The sequence below is a fragment of the Solibacillus palustris genome (assembly GCF_022549215.1).
Classification (GTDB): domain Bacteria; phylum Bacillota; class Bacilli; order Bacillales_A; family Planococcaceae; genus Solibacillus; species Solibacillus daqui.
In genome coordinates this window covers 150,077-173,695 of the sequence record NZ_JAKZFC010000006.1, presented here as the reverse complement: position 1 = coordinate 173,695, position 23,619 = coordinate 150,077, and the positions used below count along the sequence as shown (strand labels likewise).

Sequence of the window (23,619 nt, the reverse complement as noted above, 5' to 3'; positions counted from 1 at the left end):
TCCATTAATATTCGACTTTTTCTTTTTTCAAAATAAATTGCGAAATTAATACCGTAATAAGTGATACAACTAGAATAAGTACTCCTATTGCAGCTCCATACCCAAACTGAAAATCTTCAAAAGCACGCTGGTATAAATACGAACCCATTACTTCTGACGAGCTTCCTGGTCCTCCACCTGTCATTACTTGAACAAGCACAAATGAACCATTTAATGAAGTAATGATAATGTAAAGAATTGACGTCTTAATTTGTGGCCAAATAAGGGGGACCGTAATATGCCAAAATTGTTGCCACTCCGATGCCCCGTCAATTTCCGCTGCTTCATATAAGCTTTTAGGAACACTTGAAATACCACCCATCAGTAAAAGCATAAATAAGCCAATCCCTGCCCAAATAGCAGGAATTGCAATACTCGGTAATACCCATGTTTTATCCCCAAGCCAAGGACGTACCCATTCTGTTAGACCAACTTGATTTAAAAAACTGTTTACAATCCCAATATTCGGATCATAAATAAATTGCCAAAGAATACCAATTACAACGACAGACATAATATTCGGAAAGAAAAACACAATTCTGTAAAACGGTGCTTCTTTAATTCGCAATTGTGTTAATGCCACTGCAAAAAATAATGACAGCATCATAATCCCTAGCACTTTTACAAATACAAAGAAAAAATCATTAAAGATTGCTTTTTTAATAATCGAATCATTCCATAAGCGTATATAGTTCTCTAATCCGATAAAGGTTTTATTAGCACTTGTACCTGACCATTCAAAAAACGAATAATATAACCCACCTAGCATCGGATAAACTGTAAAAATCAAAAAGAGAATAAATGTTGGTAATAAACAAAAGGCTAAAAATAAATATTTTTGCTTTGCAGAAAAGGCCACCATGTGTTCCCCCTTCCATTTTTTGAAAAAATAAGGGCTGTCCAGAAAGTAGTACTTTCTAGCAACCCTATTCCATTGTATATAACTGAAATTGTCTACTTATTTAGCACTTTATTTTCTTAGTTCCTCCGCTTTTTTCGTTAATTTTTCTACGAATTGCTCTGCAGTAATTTCGCCAAGTAAAATATCTGTAATTTGTAATTTAATTTCGTTTGTAATTTCTACAGCAATTTTTTGTTCTTCTGCATTTGGTGTTTGACGTTTGAAGATTTGAACAGAACCAGGGTTGTTAATCATATCATTAACACCTTTTAAGAAATCTGGTACATTTGAGCTTGCTGATAGATCAACGTTTTTCATGTTCATAATTGCACCTGTAGCTTCAGCAAATGCTTGTGCATACTGCTCAGTGAATACAAACTCTAAAAATGCTTTTGCCGCTTCTGGATTTTTCGCTTTTTCAGCAATGGCAATCGTACGAATATCTGGTACGAGTGCTAGAGGCTCACCTGGATCATTCATCGGTGTTGGTGTAAAGCCAAATTCAAAATCCGCTGGAGTGTCTTTTTTCATTTCGTTCGGTAACCAGAATCCAACAGGAATATAAGCATTTTTATGCATTAAGAAATTCATTTGTGATTGTGTATGATTGTACGCAGCAAAACCTGAATCAAGCACTTTTGCCTGCACAATTTTTTCAACTTTTTTCAACACTTCAAGTGTTTCCGGTTTTTTCCAAGCCTCTACTACACCATTATTTAAATCATTTAATAATTCTGTTCCGCCTGCTGCTGCAAACGCTGGGTTTAGCACTCCTCGTTGGAAGTATTGTGTATACTGGCCTGTTGTTACAAGAGGCGTAATATTTTCATCTGCTTTAATTTTTTCCATTGAACTTAACCAGCTATCAAAGTCAGTTGGTACTTCCCAGCCCTTATCTTTAAACCAATTATTGTCATACCAAATTCCCCATGTATCAAACACTAATGGTAAGCTATAAATTTTTCCGCCATCTAATTCTTCAGCCGGTACGATAAAGCTATCTAATAGAGGACTATCCTCAAATTTCCAATCTTTCACGATGGAGCTAATGTCCATTAATTGTCCTTCCACAATCATTTGCGTTTCATCTGCACCATTGCCATCAATATAAACAACGTCTGGCGGCGTATTTGAAATCCAACGTGTGTTCATTTCCGTATTAATATTCGGACCTGCATGTTCAATAATTTCAAGGTTAGGATGTTGTTTTTGGAAATCACCAATTACACGTTTCCACCATTCATCTCCATAACCACCTACGAAATATTGAATTTCAAATTTTCCAGTAAGTCCATCTTCTGTATTTTCAGAAGTATCAGTCTCCGTTTCCGTATCTGTTTGTTCGTTGTCTGTAGTTGTGTTATCATCTGTTACACTATCCCCTGAACAAGCGACTAATAGCACCATCAAGCTCATTAAAGCGATTAAAAACCAAATCCGTTTCATCTTTTCTTTAAGAATAATGTGAAACACTCCTTAGCTTTATTTATGTTAACTATATGAATATAGTTACCACCAATATTAATGGGCAAAAACTTATAGTTATTCCTAATATTATTTTTTAACTGCCGTTTATGAATTGCATCTATTGAATAAACTGTATGTTATAGGCTAATTTACCTTTGCACCTAATTTCTAAATTCCAATTTAAATATTCAGCGTGAAACACTCAATTACGCCTCGGCGTAATTGCGTCCAGATTTTTTTCGAGTTAGCTCGAAAAACTCCTCTAAAAAATCTGTGACATCCTCCGGGAGCAATAATTTGATTCAGCTGGGATTTGAACACCTGTTGAATGAAGTACATTCTCGGGCATTCATACTCCACTTCTATAAGTGAGAGATGATTGCTGAAGCAAGTTAAATCTTACGAAGCAAAAGTTCTTCCCGTTTCAGACTATTCGAAATCCAACTCCAAAATACCCTTTGCACCTATTTGCAAATCGTTTATTCATTGAAATGATTTTATCAATTACGCCTCTGCGTAATAGCGTCCAGATTTTTTCAAGCTCGGGGCCACAGGACGTGGGTCAGTCAGCCGTTGTCACACGATGTGACGTCTTTAGGCTGACTTCCTCTTTAAAAATCCCCTAAAAATCTGTGACATCCGCCGGGGCTTGGGCCTACACGATGTTGGTCACTCAGGTGTTGCCGCACGATGCGGCGTCCTTAACCTGAGTTCCTCCATTCAGCTGGGATTTTAACCCCCACTTAATAGAAGTAGGGGACTTTTCGTACCTGTCGCTTCACTTTCGGTACAAAAAGGATTTGCTGAATCAAGTTAAATATTTATTTTCTTGTTTTATGTCTCTTGGTATAATACAAAATGATTCTTTTATTGGTGGTGATCAAAATTTGCAATACGCATTCGTTAGCGACTTACATTCGCATTATAAAAACACAAAAAAAGTGTTAAATCACATTGAGCAAATTGCGCCGCAAGCTGAAATTATTGGTTTAGGTGATTTGTTTGAGTGTACAATCGGTAAGAAAAAAGCAAAAACCATTCGTAATGCTAAACTGAAAGATGCAGCCATTATTGAAGAAAAATTTATGAGTCTATTAACATTTCCCTCTATTATTGGAAATCAAGAAGAACGAATCGCACTCGTAACAGGTGATCATCGTTTTTTACAATACGAAGAAGTCCGTGAAATTGAACACGCTACATTAATTCATGGCCATCAAATCGAGTGGGATGAAACATATAAACCAACATTCCCACAAATTAAAACACCGCTATTATTTTTTGGTCATAGCCATGAAGCAGCTATTTATATTAATGGGCAACGTCAACCGGTGCCTTATAATATTCCACTTGCAATCGGACAAAAGCCGTATCAAATCAATGTTGGCGCAGTAGTGGACAATAAGGAATGGTGTCTATATGACAGTGAATCCATGACTGTAACCTTTTTACAGGCACAATAAAGAAAAGCGAGTAGCTCAGTCAATTCAGACTAAGTTACTCGCTTTTATTGTTGTTATTTTAAAAATTGTGCTTTTGAATCAATTAAAATTTCTTGTAATCGTTGTAGCTTCGTAATTACAACTGTTGATGTATCGGTCAATTCTTCTAAATACTTTTCTGCTAAAGCTTTTTCGCCAGCTGTATGAGCGTTTACTGCCTTTTTTGCAATTTCATACACTTTTAAGAATGGCGTTTCTAACTCGCGATATTCCTTTTCATCACCAAGTAATTCACGACCTTTACCGTAATACCATTGACCTAAGTTTGAGTCACGTGGAGAATCTAAATTTAAACTCGTCATTTCCTCAAAGCCTAGTAATAAGTTGTAGATTCTCCAGCGCCATAATAGGTGATCAGTAATTGCTACCTCGATAATATCTTCTTGAGAAATAATGAAATTTTTCGAGATTGTTTGTGAACGGTATTCATCAATCATTTTACTTAATGTATAAATAGCCGCACCTGTATCAAACGCGATTTCTTGGCTACGAATTGTGCTTTCTGTCATGCTGCGGTTGCGCTCAGCAATTTCAGAAGCAGATTCTGCTTGGTGACGAGTTGTCGAAGCGATTTCTTCAAAGCGTGCACCTTGTGTTTGTAATGTATCATTCAATTCAGATAATGTGTTCGTAATTTGAATTACATCCGATACACCTACGTGTAGCTCTTCTGTTGAACGTCTTGTTAAATCATCGATGTTTTCAGTAATATGTAATAATGCTTTAATATCTGAATCAATCGATTGAACAGAGCGTTTAGTATCATCTGCTAATTTACGCACTTCTTCTGCTACTACTGCGAAACCTTTACCAGCCTCACCTGCACGTGCTGCCTCGATCGAAGCGTTTAATGCAAGTAAGTTTGTTTGGTCTGCGATACCTTGGATTAGCTCCATTACTTTTGATACACTATGTACACGGTCTACTAGGTTCGCTACATTTTGGCGCACTGCTTGTTGACCTTCGTCTGTATTTTGTAAAATCGTCGATACTTGTTGTAATGATGTAAGGTCATTATTCAATTCTGTTAATGACGCTTGCGTATGTGTCGATATATCCCCTACCGATGCAGCAATTTCCTCGATACTTGAATCAAGTTCAAGCATTAAATCGCTCGCTAATTTAACATCATTATGTTGCACTTCTTGGAACTGAATAAGCTCTTTCATTTGATCAAGTTGCGTATTGTATTTAATGATTTCTCCAAGACCATTAACTACCGAGCCACCTTGAATTTCAATGTATGTTTCAACAATAATTTGCAAATCTAAAGTTACTAAACTATCGTATGCAAGTAATGTATCCAGTAATTTTTTATAATCGCGGCCACAATGTTTTGCAATTAAAGGAATAATTAATTGGTTGATTAATGTGTAGGCCGAAATCATCCAGTTTGGTAATACGCCAATCCGAGCATGTGTATATGCAATACGACGACGCTTAAATACATATTCAATGTTTAATTCATCTTGGAAAAGACTAGAAAAATGACGGTCAAACGTTACTTTTAAACGCTCAACACTTGAATTCTCTACTATAATTTGTTTAAATTCCGGAATTGATAATAAACGCGTATAGAAATTATCTAAAATGTCATTACGATTTTCTGTATAAATTTGATTTAATAATGAAACACTTTGACGACGAACCTTACTTAAGGCTAAAAAATCTAATTTTTCTTTAAAACGCTCATTTGTTTGAATATCTGACGCTGAGGCTTCGCCGAAATACTCATAGTTATCAATTTTACTTTTCCCAAACATAGCCTAATCTCCCTACTACCATATAAATTTTCAAGTGACTCTCTATAGAAAAATAACTAGGTTAAAAAAATACGATTAATTATATAATACTACATCCTACTACTCAAAAGTAAAATGTAATTACATTTTTTCTATTTATTACAAATCAGGTAATTCAGAATCCATTCCAAATTTCTGACGGAAGCCACATTTTTTACATAATTCCTCAACCGCCTCACGTCGAGAAAACCCGTCTACTAAATTTTGTGCGCGCTCACTACCAATTATGTCTCCAAATTTTTGTTCATGGACATTCCCTAAATTGATTACCCCTTCTCCATCCAAACAGCAAGGAACTACAGAGCCATCTACTAAAATCGCAGCATGTGTACGAAGCGCATGGCAAAAACCTTTACCTTCATCTGCTTTTTCCAGCAGGCTTGGCCAGCGGAATTCGTGATCTTGGTTTAAGTAAATATTTTTAGTGATTTTGACGCCCTTACCCATTTCAACTCGTTCTTGAATTTCATAATCTAAATCATATTCTTTTTCAAGAATCTCTAACGTTTCGCGGTTGCGACGATTGGCGATTTCCGAAATGTTGTTGCGCTGTAAATTCCATAGACGATACGAGATAATTACATTATGCTCACGTACATCACGTACAAATTCTAAAATATCACCCAAATATTTTTCACGATTTTCTGAACCCTCATGCCCATCAAAGCTATGCAACGAAAAATTGATTTGGCGTAATGCAGGCTTTCCTAACAGCTTGTCACGGTTCTTTTTAATTAAAGTACCATTTGTTGTAATATTTACTTTGAATCCTTTTTCATGAGCGATGTCTAACAATTGCCCAATGCGCGGATGTAATAGCGGCTCTCCCTTTACATGTAAATAAATATATTTCGTATATCCACTAATTTCATCTAATATATTGGCAAATTGTTCGACCTTTATTAAGCCTTTTGCACGCTCTGTTGGCGGACAAAAGCTACATGCTAAATTGCAAACGCTCGTAATTTCAATATAAACTTTTTTAAATGTTTTCAACGTTCGTTCACCATTCCTTTTTAATAAACAATACTTTTCATTGTAACAAATATCAGATCGAAATAGGAAGCAACGACATTGATATTAACAATTTAAATAGCTGTTATTAACTTTAACTTCAATATCCACAAAAAATTACGCTTTCTAATCTAAAAAAAGATGCACGAAAATTTTACTTTTCGTACATCTCATTTTTATCCACGATAACGAATTGATAAGCCTTTTAAAAACTTACGAGTGAAGTTATCGCCACATTCTTTATAGTTACGGTGGCCTGGCTTACGCATAATCGCACCTAACTCACCTTTTGATACCGCGATTCCTCCATCATCTAAAACGTCTAACATTTCTTCAGTCGTTAGCTGACAAGCGACCTTTAATTTTTTTAATACCATATTGTTTACATGATCCGGTTTTTCTTGCACTGGCGCAGTTTGCCCTTCTTTTTTAGGCATAGGCCCACGTTTAAATGTAATCAGTCCGTTAAAGAATGCTTCAAGTTTTTTATCATTTAATTTAATTTGATCGTAATCAGCCGGTACTTCTTCATCTTTCGCTAAAGACTTTGTTAATATTTTTGGCATTTCTTCTGCTGCCACTTTTTCGCCGGCTAGCTTAAAAATTTCTACCATCTCTCTATTCTTTAAATCAAGTGCATATCGCACACGGATTAAAATATCGTTATTTTCCATTGTAGCCTCCATCAATGTTTTGCTAAAGGCTATTATAACAGAGGTTCACGCTTCAATGTTAGTTCGATTGCTCGTATTTGCTTTTCATTATAGGTGATCTGTTTCTTTACTTTCATTAATAGCTTGTTCTACAGCCTCGTCATTTTGTGCATTACCAAGTGGACCTGTACTATCAGTATTTTGTAAATTTTCTCGTAAACGACGCCCATAATCCGCATCTGCCTCTTCTGCGTAACGAATCATCGTTTCTTGAATTACCGACTCACATTTTGCTAAATCAGTCGTTAAATTTAAAATAAGATCATCTTGCTCCCACTTTTCAAATTTACGATACGTTTCGCCTGCTTGCTTCGTGTCATTTGTTCGGTCTATTGGTGCCCGTACTAAATTTCCTTCTATATAAGGAGTATATTCTGTTCCAGATTGTCGAGCTTCCTTTAATCTACCTAATAATGATGGCTCGTAATTAATATGTGGATTTTCATGGTGGTCGACTTTTATTTGCATTTGTCCCCCACGCTGATTTGTTGCGACATGTTTTTTCGGCGCATTGATCGGTAACTGTAAATAATTCGCGCCTACTCGGTAACGTTGTGTATCAGAATAACTAAATGTACGCTCTTGCAGCATTTTATCATCAGAAAAATCAAGTCCATCTACTAACACACCCGTGCCAAATGCGACTTGTTCTACCTCAGTAAAATAATCATCAGGATTTTTGTTCAATGTCATTTTGCCAACTGCCAGCCATGGGAATTTTTCTTCTGGCCAAAGTTTCGTATCATCAAGTGGATCAAAATCAAGCTCTGGATGTTCACCATCCTCCATCATTTGTACAAACAGCTCCCATTCAGGATAATCGCCCTTTTCAATCGCATCAAATAAATCTTGCGTTGCATGGTTAAAGTTTTTTCCTTGAATATCCTGTGCCTGCTGCTGTGTTAAATTGCGAATCCCCTGCTTTGGCTCCCAATGGTATTTGATAAGCATTGCTTTTCCTTGTTCATTGACCCATTTATACGTGTTGACTCCAGAGCCTTGCATCATACGATAGTTTGCTGGAATTCCCCATGGCGAATAAACGAGTGTTACCATATGAAAGCTTTCAGGTGAGGCTGCACAAAAATCAAAAAAACGTTCGGCATCTTGACGATTTGTTACGGGATCTGGCTTAAAAGCATGAATCATATCTGGGAACTTCATTGCATCACGAATAAAGAAGATTTTTAAATTGTTGCCTACTAAATCCCAATTTCCATCCTCAGTATAAAATTTAACCGCAAAGCCACGTGGGTCACGCAATGTTTCAGGTGAATGTCCTCCATGAATTACCGTTGAAAATCGGACGAATACTGGTGTCTTTTTACCTTTTGTTTGAAATAGCTTTGCTCTTGTGTACTTAGCAATCGGCTCATTGCCAACCGTACCATATGCTTCAAAATAACCGTGAGCCCCAGCTCCCCTTGCATGTACAACACGCTCTGGTACTCGTTCGCGATCAAAATGACTAATTTTTTCAATAAAATCATAGTTTTCTAATGTCGCCGGACCACGTTTGCCAACAGAACGGATTTGCTGATTGTTCGTAACAGGATGTCCTTGACGATTTGTCAATATATTTTCTTCCATTTCACCACTCCTTTTTTGATAAGGATGGTAAAAATAGAAAAATTTATACATTCTCAGTCCTTAATTATTGAATAAGTATTCATTTTTTCTGTATCTCGCCTTTTTCTTTGTTATTCTTTATTATTGTATTTTTTTGATATAGGTAATTTCACCTTTCTTCAACTCACATAACGATGTTACATTATACCATTGATATTTATTCATCAATTTTGGCCAAGAATTACTTTTAAAATAAATAAAAATACTATTTAAAACATATATTTCATTTTAAGAACATTAAATAAAAAACGCGCCAATATTACTATATTAAACAATCATAAAAATTTTTTTCTAAAAAATTGAAAAAATGTTTATTATTTTATTTGTTTTTGATATAGTTATATTGCGTTACAAGTTGTCAGAATATTACGCAAAATGGGAGGTTAACAAATGAAATTCAACAAATTTCTAACACTGATGATGGTACTTGTACTGTCGATCGTACTTGCTGCATGTGGTTCAGATGACAGTAAGGAAGAGGTTGACACATCATCCGAAGGCACGACAGACACAGGTACCGAAAGTACTACAGAACCAGCTTCAGAACCAAAAGAACTTAACTTAGTATTTGGATCTGAGCCACCATCAATACACCCTGGTTTGGCAACAGATACGACTTCAAGTACTATGATTCAAAACATTTTCGAAGGGTTAATGACTATGGAAAACGGCGAAGCTAAAGAAGCTGCTGCTGAAAGCTATGAAATTTCTGATGACCTTTTAACATACACGTTCAAATTACGTGATGCTAAATGGACAAATGGTGACCCAGTTACTGCAGAAGATTTTGCTTATTCTTGGAAATGGGTTTTAGATCCAGCGAATGCATCTGAATACGCTTCAATTTTATATCCAATCAAAGGCGCTGAAGCATTTAATACTGGTTCAGGTTCAGGTGATGATTTAGGTATTAAAGTAGTTGATGAAAAAACAATCGAAGTTACTTTAGAAGTGCCAACACCGTACTTCCTAGAGTTAACAGCTTTCAAAACAATGTATCCATTCCATAAAGGTACACAAGAAGCTAATGCAAACTGGTTTGCTGAAGCAGATTCAATTGTTTCAAACGGACCATATACTTTAACTGAGTGGGTTCACAACGGTAACCTAGTATTAACTAAATCAGACTCTTACTGGGATGCTGCAAATGTCAAAATTGACACTGTAAACATTTCTATTGTAGAGTCTGAAAGCTCTCAAATGGCTATGTATGATGCAGATGAAATTGATTTCTTAGGTACAAACTTTGGTTCAATCTCTTTAGAGGCACTGGATCGCTTAAAAGCAGATGGTACTTTAAATGTGGAACCTTACTCTGGTATCTATAATTACAAATTTAACACAACTGACAAAGTTATGAGTAACGCCAACATTCGTAAAGCATTAGCTTTATCGATTGACCGTGCAGGCCTAATCAAAAACATTACTAAAGGTGAGCAAGAGCCAGCTTTAGGTATGGTTCCGAACGCTGTTGGAGGTTTCGGCGATGATTCTGGTTACTTCAAAGACGCTGATTATGAAGGCGCTAAAAAATTCTTAGAAGCTGGTTTAAAAGAGTTAGGTTTAGCTAGCCCAGCAGATTTAGAAATTACGGTTTCTTACAATACTTCTGAGGCACACGCTGCAATTGCTCAATTCATCCAACAAGGTTGGGCTTCACAATTAGGCATTAACGTAAAGCTTGATAACGCTGAATGGCAAGTGTATTTAGATAAATTATCAAACTTAGACTACCAAGTTGGGCGTTTAGGCTGGATTGCTGACTACAACGATGCTTATACATTCTTAGAAATGTATAACACAGCTTCAAATGGTAACAACGATACAGGTTGGGAAAATGCTGATTACACAGCATTATTAAAACAGTCTGTTATTGAAGCAGATCCTGCAAAACGTACTGCAATATTATTAGAAGCAGAAGCTATCATGATGGATGAAATGCCAGTAGCTCCAATCTACTTCTACACAAACCTTTACATTAATAAAGACTTTGTAACAGGCATGGTTCCAGATGCTTTAGGTAACATTTCACTTAAAAACGTTGATATCAATAAATAATTTCAACGATTCATCAGTATTTTTTGTGTAGTTGTACACGAAAGGCTGCTCAAAAATCCTCGTGATTTGGAGCAGCCTTTCATAATATTACAGAATTTTCAAAAATTTAAAGGGGGTCTGTCAAATGCTTAACTACATTTTAAAGAGAATTCTTTACATCTTCGTTGCTCTTTTTGTTATTATTTCAGCTACATTCTTCTTAATGAAGTTGGCTCCAGGTAGTCCATTCGCTAGTGAACGTCAACTTCCGCCAGCAATTGAACAGCAACTAAACGAAAAATATGGCCTCAATAATCCTTGGTACATTCAATATAAGGACTACTTAGTTTCGTCATTTACATTTGATTTCGGTGAATCGATGAAATATAAAGGTCGTTCTGTAAACGATATGATTTCAGAAGGATTCCCTGTGTCTTTAGTTTTAGGAATTGAGGCGATGATATTAGCCATTGGTTTTGGAATATTGTTAGGTGTTATATCCGCGCTCTACCATAATAAGTTTCCTGACTATGTGTCGACTGTAATCGCCGTCTTGGGGATTTCAGTACCATCATTTATTTTAGCGGGTCTTTTACAATTATTTTTTTCTTTGAAACTCGGATGGTTCCCGGTAACTGGATGGAAAGGCTTTATCTACACAGTATTGCCTGCAACTGCAATTGCCCTAACACACGCCGGCTTCATTGCAAAACTAACACGATCAAGTATGTTAGAACAAAATAATAGTGAGTATGTTAAATTAGCACGTGCAAAAGGGATTGGAAAATGGTCAGTCGTCTTCAAGCACTCACTACGCAATGCATTGTTGCCAGTTGTCACATATTTAGGACCCTTAACTGCTGGTGTTGTAACTGGTAGTTTCATTATCGAACAAATATTTGCGGTTCCTGGTATTGGACGCCACTTCGTTCAATCTATTACAAATCGTGATTATACAACAATTATGGGTGTAACCGTTTTCTACTCCATTATTTTATTGCTCGCTGTATTAATTGTAGATATTCTATATCAATTTATCGATCCACGAATTAAGTTAAAAGGAGCGAAAAAATCATGACAACTAATAACAACAACTTCGACCATATCGCTCCTGAACGTTTTAAAATTGTTGGGGCTCGTACAAGTGACGCAGATACATTAAACAAAAAGCAAATATCTTTTTGGCAAGAAGTAATGTATCGATTTTCTCATAATAAATTAGCTATTATCGGACTAATCATTTTAGCATTTGTTACTATTATGGCTATTTTTGCACCCATGCTCTCTACGTGGTCTTACGAAGAAAACACGGGACTTTACAATACCGCGCCATCTGCTGCCCATTGGTTCGGTACAGATGACCTTGCTCGCGATCTATTTGTTCGTGTTTGGCAAGGGGCTCGTATATCTTTATTTATTGGACTTGCGGCTGCTGTAATCGATTTAATTATTGGGGTTCTTTGGGGGAGTATTTCTGGATTAATAGGTGGTCGTATCGATAATATTATGATGCGTATTGTAGACGTTCTAACAGCAATTCCATATATTTTAGTTGTAATTATTTTATTAGTAGTAATGGAAAAAGGCTTAGTTCCAATGATTATTGCACTTTCGATTACTGGTTGGGTTAACATGGCCCGTATTGTTCGTGCGGAAGTGCTTTCGATAAAAAATCGTGAATATGTATTGGCAGCTCAAACATTAGGTGCAAACACATGGCATTTAATTAAACGCCACCTTATACCAAATGCAATGGGTGTGATTTTGGTAACAATGACTTTAACCATTCCAAGTGCGATTTTTACTGAATCATTTTTAAGCTATATCGGCTTAGGCGTTCAACAACCGATGTCAAGTTGGGGAACGATGGCTTCAGAAGGTAATAAGGCCATTCAATCCGCGCCGTGGCGTCTAATATTCCCTGCCGTTTTCATATCGTTAACCATTTTTGCATTTAACGCTGTTGGAGACGGACTTCGCGACGCACTAGATCCTAAATTACGTAAATAGAAAGGGTGTACGATATGAAAAAGAAACTTTTAGATGTTAATGACTTGCATGTTCATTTCAAAACGTACGCCGGCATTGTGCAAGCGGTACGTGGTGTAAATTTCGAATTATATGAAGGTGAAACACTAGCCATCGTTGGCGAATCTGGTTCAGGAAAAAGTGTTACAAGTAACGCACTGATGAAGTTAATTCCACAACCACCTGGAATTTACGCTGGCGGTGAAATTCTTTTTGGTGGCAAAGATTTAATTCAGCTTAGTGAAAAAGAAATGCTTGCTATTCGAGGAAATGAGATGGCGATGATTTTCCAAGATCCTATGACGGCATTAAATCCAACGATGCGAATTGGAAAACAAATAACAGAGGTGCTCTTAAAGCATAAAAAAGTCACTTCAAAAGAAGCTGCAAAAAGTCGCGCGATTGAACTGCTTGACCAGGTAGGAATTCCATTCCCTGAAAAACGGTACAAAGCCTATCCGCATGAACTATCTGGTGGAATGCGCCAACGTGTTGTTATTGCGGTTGCGCTTGCCGCAGATCCAAAGCTCTTAATTGCAGATGAGCCAACAACAGCACTTGATGTAACGATTCAAGCACAAATTTTAGAGTTAATGAAAGAGATTCAGAAATCGTCCAATACATCGATTATTTTCATTACCCATGATCTTGGTGTAGTCGCTAACGTAGCGGACCGAGTAGCTGTTATGTATGCTGGACAAATTGTTGAATATGGAACTGTTGAAGATATTTTCTATGACCCGAAACATCCCTATACTTGGGGATTACTCGGTTCTATGCCGGACTTGAATAATTCATCCGACGAGCTTTTACGTGCGATTCCTGGCTCTCCACCAAACTTAATCAATCCGCCTATTGGCTGTGCATTTGCACCACGAAATGAGCTAGCCCTAGCGATTGATTTTGAAGAAGAGCCACCGATGTTCCAAGTTTCTGGAACGCACTTCGCAAAAACTTGGTTACAGCATCCAGATGCTCCGGAAATTCCACTTCCCGAAGTTGTTGCTCGCCGTATTGCATCATCAAGAGGAGGCGAAGCATAATGAGAAAAAAAATATTGGAAGTCAAAAATTTAAAGCAGCATTTCGGTACTGTAAAAGAGCCGATTAAAGCAGTAGATGGCATTAGCTTTGAAATATTTGAAGGCGAAACATTAGGGCTTGTAGGTGAATCTGGCTGTGGTAAATCCACGACTGGACGATCAATTATACGCCTTTATGATATTACAGATGGCGAGATATTGTTTAATGGTAAAAACGTAAATTCCTATTCTTCTCGTAAGGAATCCATGCAATTCAATCGTGAAATGCAGATGATTTTCCAAGATCCTTATGCGTCATTAAATCCACGTATGACGGCTGGGGAAATTATTGCAGAAGGATTTGATATTCACGGACTATATAAAAGTAAAAAGGAACGACAACAAAAAATTGGCGAGCTCCTTGAATCAGTTGGGCTCAACCGTGAACACGCCAATCGCTATGCACATGAATTTTCAGGTGGTCAGCGTCAACGTATTGGCATTGCACGTGCACTAAGCTTAAATCCTAGCTTCATTATTGCAGATGAACCCATTTCCGCTCTAGATGTATCGATTCAAGCGCAAGTTGTGAACTTATTAAAACAGCTACAAAAAGAGCGTGGTTTGACGTATTTATTCATCGCTCACGACCTTTCGATGGTAAAATACATTTCTGATCGAATTGCTGTAATGTACCGGGGTAAAATTTTAGAGCTTGGCTTAGCTGATGAAATTTATAATAATCCGATTCATCCATATACAAAATCATTGCTATCAGCTGTGCCTCAGCCAAACCCTGAATACGAACGTAAACGTGTCCGTATTCCATACAAGCATGAAGAAGCACCAACAAATGCAGAATTACTAGAAGCTCGTCCAGGTCACTTCGTCTTTGCAACAAAAGAACAACTCAGAAAATGGTTATAATGTGAAACTTTGCTCGGTGGGGCTTTCCTCATCCCCACCGAGCAATAGCTTTCACCAATCGTGCTTTTACATAAAGTGGATAGCCCAATGGCGTACGTAATACCAGTAAAATTATCCCCAGAATCCATAAAGTTTTGCTTTCATTAATATTTTTTAATTTAAAATTAATCGCATTAAAATGAGCACTTTTTGGACACACTAAGTATCAAGAATGATTCGAAGGTGGGGATTTAAATGCCAATCGTTGAAGTAAAATGTACAGTAGAAAACTGTTATTTCCATGAACCCAGGAATATTTGTGGCGCGGAAAAAATTGAAATTCATGCAGATGTTAGAGGAAAACAGCATCAGCAAACTGAGTTTTCGACTGATTTTGATGCACATACAAAAAGTGTAGCCGCGCATTCAAAGGACACATGCTGTAAAACATTCATTTCGAAAAATGACAAAAGAACGAACGCATAATCTGCGTTCGTTTTTTTGTCATTGAGTTAGCGTGGTCCGTCACGGTCTAAGTGAATCATATTCGGAATCTGATTGAGTACAAAATCGTTACTGTCTATTTTTGCATTAGCCTTTAAAAGTTCGAGTGGAATTTCATCAACCGTGTGCACTTCTCGTGCCTTTTCAATTAAAGCCTCTGCATCATTATGAGAAAAGCCTAATGTCTCATGAATAATCTTCACTTTTTTTTGGTGTTCCATCAAGCACACCTCCTCTTCAGTAGCTTGTGCGAGAGCAGAACTTTTATGTAAATAAATCTAAAACCCATCCTTATATTCAAAATTTATAAAAAAACTACACACTTCTAATACAAATATCCATACTTTTTTAATTTCCTTACATATTCTGAACTAATCCTATACAAAGGAGTGATACATTATGGGTTCAGCAGGATATTCATGTGGTGGTAATAGTGGCTATGGTAGTGGGTCAGGTTTCGTTTTAATTGTGGTACTATTCATCCTATTAATTATCGTTGGTGCTTCTTTCTACAGTGGGGGCTATTAATACCACTTGGTAGATAAAGCTTTCTATGTATATTGAAAGTAACTTTTTAATGAAATCTTCCCTTCACTCTTGAGCTTCTCTAGGAGTGAAGGGATATTTCAAGTTTTTTCAAAGCGTTATAAGCTACTTCAATTCTCACATAAATTAGTAATTATTTTTTTCTAGTGCTGTCTTTCACTACATTTACGTCTAGTGGTTCTGCCGCAATTTCTTCTTTTGCCTTTGCCCTTGGTCCTTGGGCAAGTGCTGCCAACATTTCATTATAAGAAGGGCCAGATGAGGCATTTAATCGCTTAACTTCTTCAATATTTGTTCCTGCTTTTGTGTACTTTTTTCCTTCCATTCATACACCTCCCTTTTAACTAGCATGTGCGGGAGTGGATCAATTATGTTAGAAAACACAAATTGCGCAAAAATTATGCGAGTTGCTTTCTATTTTATATGGATCCCATCGGTAGTTACATTTAGGCGACTACCTATTCGTTCTTAGTTTTATGTGACTTTCCTTATAGAAGATAATCCCTATTATACCCATCATAGAAAAAACAACGGGCGTGATGAAGCCATAATAGTAACCGTCCGTTATATTTCCTGTAGTTCCATGAAAATATTCCAATATAAAGCCGAAAAAGATCGGCAGCAGTACAGCACTTAAAAAGCCACCTGTATTTACAAACCCCGAAACAATGCCATTTTCTTTAACTGAAAAAGATTGACGAACCGCTGCAAAAGATAATGCACTTGCCCCATATCCAAAGCCAATAATAAAAAATAGGATACTAAGCAATACCAGTGACGGATGCCCGTTAAATAATAAGAATGTACACCAACTCAATAAAACCGTACTTTGAACAACAATGTATGGTTTTTTAATTGCTTCTAACCAGCTTGAAAGCCAACTTATTAATGGTGCTCCAATAAGTGCACCGATAAGACCAAGCATTATTAACTGGCTTGCCTCTGAACTTGTCATTTCATACAAATCCGTCATATACGGTACTGCCCATGAGCTAATGAACCCCACATACCCGCCGACAACCCCGAAATGACAAAAAAATAATGCCCATGATTGACGATTTGAAAACACATTTCTGACGATAACAAGTGTTTTATCTCGTTGTACCATTTCTTTTTCAATAATCGGTTCTTCCTCAAATCGGTGTTTTGTATTTTTTATAAGTACAAAATAAAGAAAGACACCACAAAAGCATAATAATAACCCTAGTGAAAAAAATGTAGCTCTCCATCCATATAAACTAATCCATGTGGAGTAAGGCACTGTCGCTAATAAAAAGCCAAGACTCCCTGTCATCCCCGCAAAGCCTACTAATCGAACGAATTCTTTTTTGTGAAACCACGTAGCTAAAATTAACATCATATTAACCCATATCGTTGCATCCCCTACCCCTGTGAGGATCCTTGCAAAAAACAGGATCAATTCATGGGTACCCAAACTATAAATAATTGTCCCAAATCCTGTGAGTGTAGCCCCAATAATCAGAAAGAAATTCGGTCCAAAACGATCCGCTAAAATCCCCATTGGAATTTGCAAACTTGTATATACAAAAAATTGTATACTCATCAATAAGCCAATTTCAGAAGTAGTTAAATCAAAATCTTCCATTAAGTTATTCGTTATTATTCCCGGAGCCGTTCGTTGACTTGCCATTAATAAGTATGTGAGCAGCACCGAAACAAATACAATCCATCGGTATCGACTTTTTTGTTTTTCCACTTGTTTCTTACTCCTATTTATTTTTAATTTCCATGTGTTATTTAATATTTTTTTTCCAATCCATTTATACCTGATTACCACTACTTTTTAAATTCATTTCATATTCGGTTTACTATTACATATACATATCTATATCCATGGAAAAAATTATTCACGTTTTTCCAGTATTTAATCCAACAAATTTAAAGAGATGGGGAGCATTATTCAAATAAATCCAGTCCATATCAACACATGTTGTTTAAACAATGGGACGAGACAGATTGTGTATTATCCACAAGTGACTTTCCTTGAGAATTATTTATGGGAACATCGCATGAATCATGCTATTTATGAGCAAGTGAAGGCTCTTATTTCACTACAGACGGGGAATATGCCAACTACAGTTGATGAAATGTTAGGATTTTATGAAATAAAAAATAACCAACGGCAATTGCTTAGTTTATCTCTTACCAATTACACATATCATAAGCAGGCTGCACATGGGATGACATATATCAAATCGCTTACTTTTGATTTTAATAATGAAAAAATTTGTCAATTAAACGATTTATTTACACCTGGTGCTGATTATGTCCAACGAATTTCTGAACTTGTTGAAATTCAAATTATTCAGCGTGATATTCCTTTACTAGGTGAATTTACGGGAATTCGACCAGATCAAGATTTTTATATTGCAGATAAATCGCTCGTAATTTATTTTCAATTATATGAAATCACGCCTTATGTGGTGGGGCTGCCTATGTTCCCTATTTCTGTTTTTGATTTAGTAGATATTATTGATGAACAGAGTCCTCTAAGTAGAATGGCTGTTAACAACTAACACATAAAAGGCCCATGCTTAAAGAAAATTACACTCTTGCATGGGCTTATCTTTTTTTTCTTGTATTAATGTTCATCAATATGCGGTGGTTGAACTAGGTGTTCATCTTTGATAAGCTGCTAAATAATAAATACAGCTACAATAGTCGTTACAATTAAGCCAACGACAACAGGTACAAGATTTCTCCGTGCAAGCTCGAATGGACTTACATTACAAATCGCTGCTGCTGGGATAAGTGCCCAAGGAATTAATGTACCGCCACCCACCCAAATCGCAGCAACTTGGCCAAGTGCCGTTAATGTTGCTGTCCCTTCACCAATTGCTGTACCGAACAAGCTTCCAATAGAACCAACTAATGAAATTCCTGAAAACCCAGACCCATCAAGACCTGTAATTGCTCCAACTCCCGTTAATGTGACAACTGCTACTTCTGTTGTTAGTGGCACAATACCAGCTAGCGCAACACCGAGGTCATTCACAATACCATGCGAGCTTGATGGTAAATAATCGCCGATAATTGTAAGGAAGCCCGAATCACCTAAATAGAAGAATGCCGCAATTGGAATGACTGGCCCAAATACTTTAAAGCCAAACTGAAAACCATTGATAAAGTAACTCGTCGTTTGTTCTAGCCCTTTCTTTTTATAGGCAATGATACAAAGTAAAAGTAAAATGAATACGGAAGTGCCCCCTACTAATGCAGTTGCATCTCCACCTTGCAAATTAAATAACGCCATCGCAACAACATCTAAAATGAAGGCAGCCGGAATTAAAATGGCAAAGAATTTTTTTTGCTTCATTGTTAGTAAATCCTCAGTCGTTTCTTGCTCCGTTCCATTATCATACGTACCTACTAATTCTAGTTTGCCTTTTTTCATATCACGTTTTAATAAATAAAAAGCAACAATTGTCGTTACAACCCCCATTGTAATAACAAGCGGGATACTTGCTGTAACAACATCCCCGACAGGAATTCCAGCTGCATCTGCTGTTAATTTTGGTGCGCCCTGGATAACAAAATCAGAAGACAAAGCTATGCCATGACCAAATAAGTTCATTGCCATTGCGACGCCAAGTGCGGGAAGTCCAGCACGAATCGCAACAGGCAATAACACCGCCCCTAGTAATGCTACGGCAGGTGAGGGCCAGAAAAACCAAGAAATAATCATCATTAATAGTCCGATTGTCCAAAAGCCGAGCGTCGGATTTTTAATGATTTTTGTAAAGGGGGCAACCATCACTTCATTAATACCGGTTTTAGTTAATACACGGCTCATCGCAACTATTATGGAAATGATTAAAATAGTAGATAATAACTCTGTAATGGCATAAATAAAGCTATTAAATATACTACTAATAGAGGAAGTAAAATTTCCTGTCGCCACAATTGCGATAACGAAAATACCTAATATGCTAATCAATGTTGTATCAAGACGCCTTACCATGAAAAAAATGATGAGCAATATAAATAAGACATAGATCCAATGCAAGACTGTTAATTCAATCCCCATACACTGCCTCACTCCCTTTTTGTTTAGCATATGGAGGGCATAGATAGATGGTGAACGCCTATTAGCAATTAATATTTTTTTAGAATTTAATGAATTCGCCTATTTTAATATTAATTTCGTATTGATTGGTTACTAAGGGATATTCATAATATTTTTGTTCTAAACAGGCGAATTTTATCTTACAGTATAAAAAAGCATTTAAGGAGAGAACAGATGATTGTAGATGGCGTGTTCTCTGGTGGTGGTATTAAAGGATTTGCTTATGTAGGAGCATTACAAGTGCTTGAGGAACGTGGAATACAATTTAGCCGTGTGGCCGGTACTAGTGCTGGTGCCATTTTAGCCGCATTCATTGCTGCAGGTTATAATGCTCAAGAACTAGAGGAAGTTTTTGATGAATTAAACTTGAATGTATTGCTCGACCCACCGAAAATCTGTATCGGTATGCCCTTTTTAAAATGGGTTAATTTATACGTACGTTTTGGAATGTATCGCGGAAAGACTCTAGAAAAATGGTTTTATCAAAAATTAGCTTCAAAAGGAATTTATTCATTTGGAGATTTGCCTGAAGGGTCATTAAAACTCCTTGCTTCAGATTTAACAAACGGGAGAATAGTGGTGTTGCCAGATGATTTAAAGAATTATGGCATTAATGCACGAACATTTCCTATTTCTCATGCATTACGTATGAGCTGTGGTCTTCCCTTTTTCTATGAGCCAGTTTATTTAAAAAATGGAACAAGCGAAAGTGTTATTGTGGATGGTGGCGTATTGAGCAATTTTCCTCTTTGGATTTTTGATAATGGAAATCAAAAAAGACCTATTCTCGGATTAAAGCTAAGTAGCGCAAATGAAGAAATGGCGCCACGAGAAATCGATAATGGTATTCAGCTATTTGAAGCTTTGTTTGCTACAATGCAAAATGCACATGATAATCGCTATATTGCCCGGAGACATGAAAAAGATATTATTTTTATCCCGGTAGAAAAATTTAGCGCCACTCAATTTGATATTGATGAGGAGACAAAACACAAATTAATGAGTATTGGTAAAGAACGCACCATTCAATTCTTAAAAACATGGTCACCCATATGGTAGCGTATTTTGCCCTTTATAGAAATACAAGTAGCCTTCATAAAAGTGGAATCCCTTGTATGAAGGCTTTCTTACGCTATTCCTAACTTTACAACTGTTTAGACTTCGCAACGTTTCTCAGTAGTTTGTTATGGAAACTAACCTCCGATTGACCATATACTTGAGATTTTTGGTGCTTATTCTTTGACCAGTTCTTATGCTTTTCCTTTCTTACCTTTTCCAATTTCCTCTTTTATTTCTTCTTTTAGTTCCTCAATTGATTGTTTACGTCGCTCATTTTGCTCATTTATTATTTCTCGCTGGATACCATCTGTAAACTCCTTGCCAATTTCCGCTTCCATAAGATTTCTTTCGGTATTTTGCACAATTTCACGTATTCGATTTACATTACTCGTTTTATCATCTTGTTTCGGGTACTTTGAATTAGCCATATTCTCCTCCTAAGTTATTGTAGATTCAAACTTAGTGTGGTTTTTTTATTTGTTCCTATGTGCTCCACTAATAAATTTTAAAAATTGGCTATTCATTATTCAGTAGCTAAAGCTGTAATAATAGCCCCAATAGCTTGGATCCATGCTCCGACTGCATTCATGACAGCGCCCTCTTCGGTATCAGTATTAGCAAAAACTTGAATGACATTCCCTATTAATTGAATGATATTCCCTGTATTTTCAATTGTCTCTAATAACGTTAACCGTCCCGATGTTTGAATGGTCATACCCATTCCTACTATTTGGAGAAGATCCCCTTGTTTTTGTAGGAGCTCACCTGATTGCTCATTGTTATTTAGTATCCCTGCAATAACCGCGATATTGCCAATTGCTTGAATCTGGTCTCCAACAATATTTAATAATCCTTCCTCACCTTTTGCTGCAATAGCCGTTCCACCAGCTTCTAAAACATTGCCTATTAAATTAAAATCTGTGAGGGTTTGTTCTGAAAAAACTTTTGATGGCGTACTTCCTATTGCACTAACAATAACTCCAACCGCTATAATCCAGTTCCCTGCAATGCTAGCAATATTTGCATTGTTAGCTTCTTTTTGAATATGGGACTGTTTCTGTTTTTCACGTTTCCTTAAAGGAAACATGTTATTTTTATTTACAGTTTCATCTTTTCTTTTTCGATTAATTCGGTTATTTGAATTATAAATGCTCATCTTATTTTCACCCACTACTCTATACATCATGCACCAGTATATGTTGTATAGAATAGTAGCTTTAGACTAATGAAATACTAAATATTAATTTGTCATTTACACAAAAAAACAGACTGCTAAAGGCATCAAACCTTTGGCAATCTGGTTTCATTTTTATTCTATTACTTGTTGTGCTTTAAAGTTGTCTAATAATGCACGTACTTCATTTGTAGATTTCGTATGCATTAATTGGTTACGCAATTCTCCAGCACCGCGGAAGCCTTTTACGTAAATTTTGAAGAAGCGGTGTAAGCCTGACATTGAGCGTGGCAATTGATCTGCATATTTATCTTGCAAGTCTAATTGTAAACGTAACAAATCCAGTAGTTCTTCACTTGTATGCTCTCTTGGCTCTTTTTCGAAAGCGAATGGATTTTTGAAAATACCGCGCCCAATCATGACACCGTCTACACCATATTTTTCTACTAGTTCTAAGCCCATTTGGCGATCTAAAATGTCACCGTTAATTGTTAATAACGTATTCGGTGCAATTTCGTCACGTAGTGCTTTGATTTCAGGAATAAGGTCCCAGTGTGCATCAACTGCACTCATTTCTTTGCGCGTACGTAAGTGAATCGAAAGGTTGGCGATATCCTGCTTTAAAATATGCGTTAGCCATTCCTTCCACTCATCTACCTCTTTGTAGCCTAATCGTGTTTTCACACTTACCGGAATTCCACCTGCTTTTGCCGCTTCAATCAGCTCTGCCGCTACATCTGGTCGTAAAATTAAACCTGAGCCCTTTCCACGTCCTGCAACATTTGGCACAGGACAGCCCATGTTTAAATCAATTCCTTTAAAGCCCATTTCCGCTAAATCGATACTCATCTTGCGGAAGTTATCCGGATTGTCTCCCCAAATATGTGCCACAATAGGTTGCTCATCTTCTGTGAACATTAAACGACCGCGCACACTTTCAATACCATTCGGGTGGCAATAGCTCTCTGAGTTTGTGAACTCTGTAAAATACACATCCGGTGCACCTGCCTCAGCAACAACATGGCGGAACACACAGTCCGTTACATCTTCCATTGGTGCTAATACAAAAAACGGCTTCGGTAGCTCCGTCCAAAAATTTTCTTTCATTTGTATAATCTATCCTCTCATACCAGGACGAATTTCATCCTAAAATTAATCAGTTATATGTGTTGAAATCATTTATTGTAAGC

General features: G+C 36.8%; 24 protein-coding genes. 10 read left to right on the top strand and 14 right to left on the bottom strand.

Annotation, left to right across the window (positions count from 1 at the left end; all coding sequences use genetic code 11):
* Positions 1-4: 4 nt before the first annotated feature.
* Entirely contained in the window at positions 5-898 is an 894-nt protein-coding gene (locus tag LZ480_RS15110) for a carbohydrate ABC transporter permease (protein ID WP_241370441.1), read from the bottom strand.
* A 111-nt stretch (positions 899-1,009) separates the two neighbouring features.
* Positions 1,010-2,386 carry an extracellular solute-binding protein gene (locus tag LZ480_RS15105; protein ID WP_241370440.1) on the bottom strand — a complete coding sequence of 459 codons (1,377 nt, stop codon included), beginning with the start codon at positions 2,384-2,386 and terminating at the stop codon, positions 1,010-1,012.
* A gap of 908 nt (positions 2,387-3,294) precedes the next feature.
* Between LZ480_RS15105 and LZ480_RS15100 the strand changes: the two genes are divergently transcribed.
* Positions 3,295-3,870 carry a metallophosphoesterase family protein gene (locus LZ480_RS15100; RefSeq protein ID WP_241370375.1) on the top strand — a complete coding sequence of 192 codons (576 nt, stop codon included), beginning with the start codon at positions 3,295-3,297 and terminating at the stop codon, positions 3,868-3,870.
* 53 nt (positions 3,871-3,923) lie between these two features.
* Here the strand turns inward: LZ480_RS15100 and LZ480_RS15095 are convergent, their stop codons facing one another.
* The 4 genes from LZ480_RS15095 to LZ480_RS15080 form a co-directional block, all read right to left on the bottom strand.
* Complete coding sequence (locus tag LZ480_RS15095; protein ID WP_241370374.1) at positions 3,924-5,672, bottom strand: methyl-accepting chemotaxis protein; 1,749 nt, start codon at positions 5,670-5,672, stop codon at positions 3,924-3,926.
* Positions 5,673-5,810: 138 nt separating this feature from the next.
* Positions 5,811-6,707, bottom strand: coding sequence for a radical SAM/SPASM domain-containing protein (locus LZ480_RS15090; protein ID WP_241370373.1), 897 nt, complete (start codon positions 6,705-6,707; stop codon positions 5,811-5,813).
* A gap of 194 nt (positions 6,708-6,901) precedes the next feature.
* Complete coding sequence (locus tag LZ480_RS15085) at positions 6,902-7,399, bottom strand: YehS family protein (RefSeq protein WP_241370372.1); 498 nt, start codon at positions 7,397-7,399, stop codon at positions 6,902-6,904.
* A gap of 87 nt (positions 7,400-7,486) precedes the next feature.
* Positions 7,487-9,028, bottom strand: a complete 1,542-nt coding sequence (locus tag LZ480_RS15080; protein WP_241370371.1) for a catalase — start codon at positions 9,026-9,028, stop codon at positions 7,487-7,489.
* Positions 9,029-9,457: 429 nt separating this feature from the next.
* On the opposite strand from LZ480_RS15080, the gene LZ480_RS15075 reads away from it, so the two are divergent.
* The 6 genes from LZ480_RS15075 to LZ480_RS15050 all read left to right on the top strand — a co-directional run bounded on the left by LZ480_RS15075 (position 9,458) and on the right by LZ480_RS15050 (position 15,545).
* Complete coding sequence (locus tag LZ480_RS15075; RefSeq protein ID WP_241370370.1) at positions 9,458-11,125, top strand: peptide ABC transporter substrate-binding protein; 1,668 nt, start codon at positions 9,458-9,460, stop codon at positions 11,123-11,125.
* Between the two features lie 124 nt (positions 11,126-11,249).
* Positions 11,250-12,182, top strand: a complete 933-nt coding sequence (locus LZ480_RS15070; RefSeq protein WP_241370369.1) for an ABC transporter permease — start codon at positions 11,250-11,252, stop codon at positions 12,180-12,182.
* Entirely contained in the window at positions 12,179-13,114 is a 936-nt protein-coding gene (locus LZ480_RS15065) for an ABC transporter permease (protein WP_241370368.1), read from the top strand. The genes LZ480_RS15070 and LZ480_RS15065 overlap by 4 nt, the downstream gene beginning before the upstream one ends.
* A 14-nt stretch (positions 13,115-13,128) precedes the next feature.
* Complete coding sequence (locus LZ480_RS15060) at positions 13,129-14,175, top strand: ABC transporter ATP-binding protein (RefSeq protein WP_241370367.1); 1,047 nt, start codon at positions 13,129-13,131, stop codon at positions 14,173-14,175.
* A complete protein-coding gene (locus LZ480_RS15055; RefSeq protein WP_241370366.1) occupies positions 14,175-15,080 on the top strand; it encodes an ABC transporter ATP-binding protein in 906 nt (301 codons plus the stop codon). Before LZ480_RS15060 ends, LZ480_RS15055 begins: the two co-directional genes overlap by 1 nt.
* A 234-nt stretch (positions 15,081-15,314) precedes the next feature.
* A complete protein-coding gene (locus LZ480_RS15050) occupies positions 15,315-15,545 on the top strand; it encodes a DUF1540 domain-containing protein (RefSeq protein ID WP_241370365.1) in 231 nt (76 codons plus the stop codon).
* A 26-nt stretch (positions 15,546-15,571) separates the two neighbouring features.
* Here the strand turns inward: LZ480_RS15050 and LZ480_RS15045 are convergent, their stop codons facing one another.
* On the bottom strand, positions 15,572-15,784 hold the full coding sequence (locus LZ480_RS15045; RefSeq protein WP_241370364.1) for a hypothetical protein: 213 nt from the start codon (positions 15,782-15,784) through the stop codon (positions 15,572-15,574).
* Positions 15,785-15,962: 178 nt separating this feature from the next.
* On the opposite strand from LZ480_RS15045, the gene LZ480_RS15040 reads away from it, so the two are divergent.
* Positions 15,963-16,091 carry a YjcZ family sporulation protein gene (locus LZ480_RS15040; RefSeq protein WP_241370363.1) on the top strand — a complete coding sequence of 43 codons (129 nt, stop codon included), beginning with the start codon at positions 15,963-15,965 and terminating at the stop codon, positions 16,089-16,091.
* 151 nt (positions 16,092-16,242) lie between these two features.
* Here the strand turns inward: LZ480_RS15040 and LZ480_RS15035 are convergent, their stop codons facing one another.
* Positions 16,243-16,434 (bottom strand): hypothetical protein, encoded by a 192-nt coding sequence (locus tag LZ480_RS15035; protein ID WP_241370362.1) that lies wholly within the window; start codon positions 16,432-16,434, stop codon positions 16,243-16,245.
* Positions 16,435-16,563: 129 nt separating this feature from the next.
* The gene (locus LZ480_RS15030; RefSeq protein WP_241370361.1) at positions 16,564-17,826 is read right to left on the bottom strand and encodes an MFS transporter; all 1,263 of its coding nucleotides are present in this window, start codon (positions 17,824-17,826) and stop codon (positions 16,564-16,566) included.
* Positions 17,827-18,139: 313 nt separating this feature from the next.
* Between LZ480_RS15030 and LZ480_RS15025 the strand changes: the two genes are divergently transcribed.
* A complete protein-coding gene (locus LZ480_RS15025; RefSeq protein WP_241370360.1) occupies positions 18,140-18,646 on the top strand; it encodes an RsiV family protein in 507 nt (168 codons plus the stop codon).
* A 119-nt stretch (positions 18,647-18,765) separates the two neighbouring features.
* On the opposite strand, the gene LZ480_RS15020 is transcribed toward LZ480_RS15025, so the two are convergent.
* Entirely contained in the window at positions 18,766-20,157 is a 1,392-nt protein-coding gene (locus LZ480_RS15020; RefSeq protein WP_241370359.1) for a hypothetical protein, read from the bottom strand.
* Between the two features lie 213 nt (positions 20,158-20,370).
* On the opposite strand from LZ480_RS15020, the gene LZ480_RS15015 reads away from it, so the two are divergent.
* Entirely contained in the window at positions 20,371-21,255 is an 885-nt protein-coding gene (locus LZ480_RS15015; protein ID WP_241370358.1) for a patatin-like phospholipase family protein, read from the top strand.
* A gap of 85 nt (positions 21,256-21,340) precedes the next feature.
* Here the strand turns inward: LZ480_RS15015 and LZ480_RS15010 are convergent, their stop codons facing one another.
* The 4 genes from LZ480_RS15010 to LZ480_RS14995 form a co-directional block, all read right to left on the bottom strand.
* Complete coding sequence (locus tag LZ480_RS15010; protein WP_241370357.1) at positions 21,341-21,475, bottom strand: YpzG family protein; 135 nt, start codon at positions 21,473-21,475, stop codon at positions 21,341-21,343.
* A complete protein-coding gene (locus tag LZ480_RS15005; protein ID WP_241370356.1) occupies positions 21,447-21,683 on the bottom strand; it encodes a small acid-soluble spore protein Tlp in 237 nt (78 codons plus the stop codon). The genes LZ480_RS15010 and LZ480_RS15005 overlap by 29 nt, the downstream gene beginning before the upstream one ends.
* A 95-nt stretch (positions 21,684-21,778) precedes the next feature.
* The gene (locus LZ480_RS15000; RefSeq protein ID WP_241370355.1) at positions 21,779-22,411 is read right to left on the bottom strand and encodes a DUF6944 family repetitive protein; all 633 of its coding nucleotides are present in this window, start codon (positions 22,409-22,411) and stop codon (positions 21,779-21,781) included.
* A 153-nt stretch (positions 22,412-22,564) separates the two neighbouring features.
* Positions 22,565-23,536 (bottom strand): tRNA dihydrouridine synthase, encoded by a 972-nt coding sequence (locus tag LZ480_RS14995; RefSeq protein WP_241370354.1) that lies wholly within the window; start codon positions 23,534-23,536, stop codon positions 22,565-22,567.
* Positions 23,537-23,619 lie beyond the last annotated feature (83 nt).

What these genes read in the sequence shown, in the direction of transcription:
- LZ480_RS15070 (WP_241370369.1), top strand. Translation starts at nt 11,250, where the DNA reads ATGCTTAACTACATTTTAAAGAGAATTCTTTACATCTTCGTTGCTCTT.
- LZ480_RS15085 (WP_241370372.1), bottom strand. Translation starts at nt 7,399, where the DNA reads ATGGAAAATAACGATATTTTAATCCGTGTGCGATATGCACTTGATTTA.
- LZ480_RS15020 (WP_241370359.1), bottom strand. Translation starts at nt 20,157, where the DNA reads ATGGGGATTGAATTAACAGTCTTGCATTGGATCTATGTCTTATTTATA.
- LZ480_RS15025 (WP_241370360.1), top strand. Translation starts at nt 18,140, where the DNA reads ATGAATCATGCTATTTATGAGCAAGTGAAGGCTCTTATTTCACTACAG.
- LZ480_RS15045 (WP_241370364.1), bottom strand. Translation starts at nt 15,784, where the DNA reads ATGGAACACCAAAAAAAAGTGAAGATTATTCATGAGACATTAGGCTTT.
- LZ480_RS15080 (WP_241370371.1), bottom strand. Translation starts at nt 9,028, where the DNA reads ATGGAAGAAAATATATTGACAAATCGTCAAGGACATCCTGTTACGAAC.
- LZ480_RS15065 (WP_241370368.1), top strand. Translation starts at nt 12,179, where the DNA reads ATGACAACTAATAACAACAACTTCGACCATATCGCTCCTGAACGTTTT.
- LZ480_RS15105 (WP_241370440.1), bottom strand. Translation starts at nt 2,386, where the DNA reads ATGAAACGGATTTGGTTTTTAATCGCTTTAATGAGCTTGATGGTGCTA.
- LZ480_RS14995 (WP_241370354.1), bottom strand. Translation starts at nt 23,536, where the DNA reads ATGAAAGAAAATTTTTGGACGGAGCTACCGAAGCCGTTTTTTGTATTA.
- LZ480_RS15035 (WP_241370362.1), bottom strand. Translation starts at nt 16,434, where the DNA reads ATGGAAGGAAAAAAGTACACAAAAGCAGGAACAAATATTGAAGAAGTT.
- LZ480_RS15040 (WP_241370363.1), top strand. Translation starts at nt 15,963, where the DNA reads ATGGGTTCAGCAGGATATTCATGTGGTGGTAATAGTGGCTATGGTAGT.
- LZ480_RS15005 (WP_241370356.1), bottom strand. Translation starts at nt 21,683, where the DNA reads ATGGCTAATTCAAAGTACCCGAAACAAGATGATAAAACGAGTAATGTA.
- LZ480_RS15055 (WP_241370366.1), top strand. Translation starts at nt 14,175, where the DNA reads ATGAGAAAAAAAATATTGGAAGTCAAAAATTTAAAGCAGCATTTCGGT.
- LZ480_RS15000 (WP_241370355.1), bottom strand. Translation starts at nt 22,411, where the DNA reads ATGAGCATTTATAATTCAAATAACCGAATTAATCGAAAAAGAAAAGAT.
- LZ480_RS15075 (WP_241370370.1), top strand. Translation starts at nt 9,458, where the DNA reads ATGAAATTCAACAAATTTCTAACACTGATGATGGTACTTGTACTGTCG.
- LZ480_RS15060 (WP_241370367.1), top strand. Translation starts at nt 13,129, where the DNA reads ATGAAAAAGAAACTTTTAGATGTTAATGACTTGCATGTTCATTTCAAA.
- LZ480_RS15095 (WP_241370374.1), bottom strand. Translation starts at nt 5,672, where the DNA reads ATGTTTGGGAAAAGTAAAATTGATAACTATGAGTATTTCGGCGAAGCC.
- LZ480_RS15050 (WP_241370365.1), top strand. Translation starts at nt 15,315, where the DNA reads ATGCCAATCGTTGAAGTAAAATGTACAGTAGAAAACTGTTATTTCCAT.
- LZ480_RS15015 (WP_241370358.1), top strand. Translation starts at nt 20,371, where the DNA reads ATGATTGTAGATGGCGTGTTCTCTGGTGGTGGTATTAAAGGATTTGCT.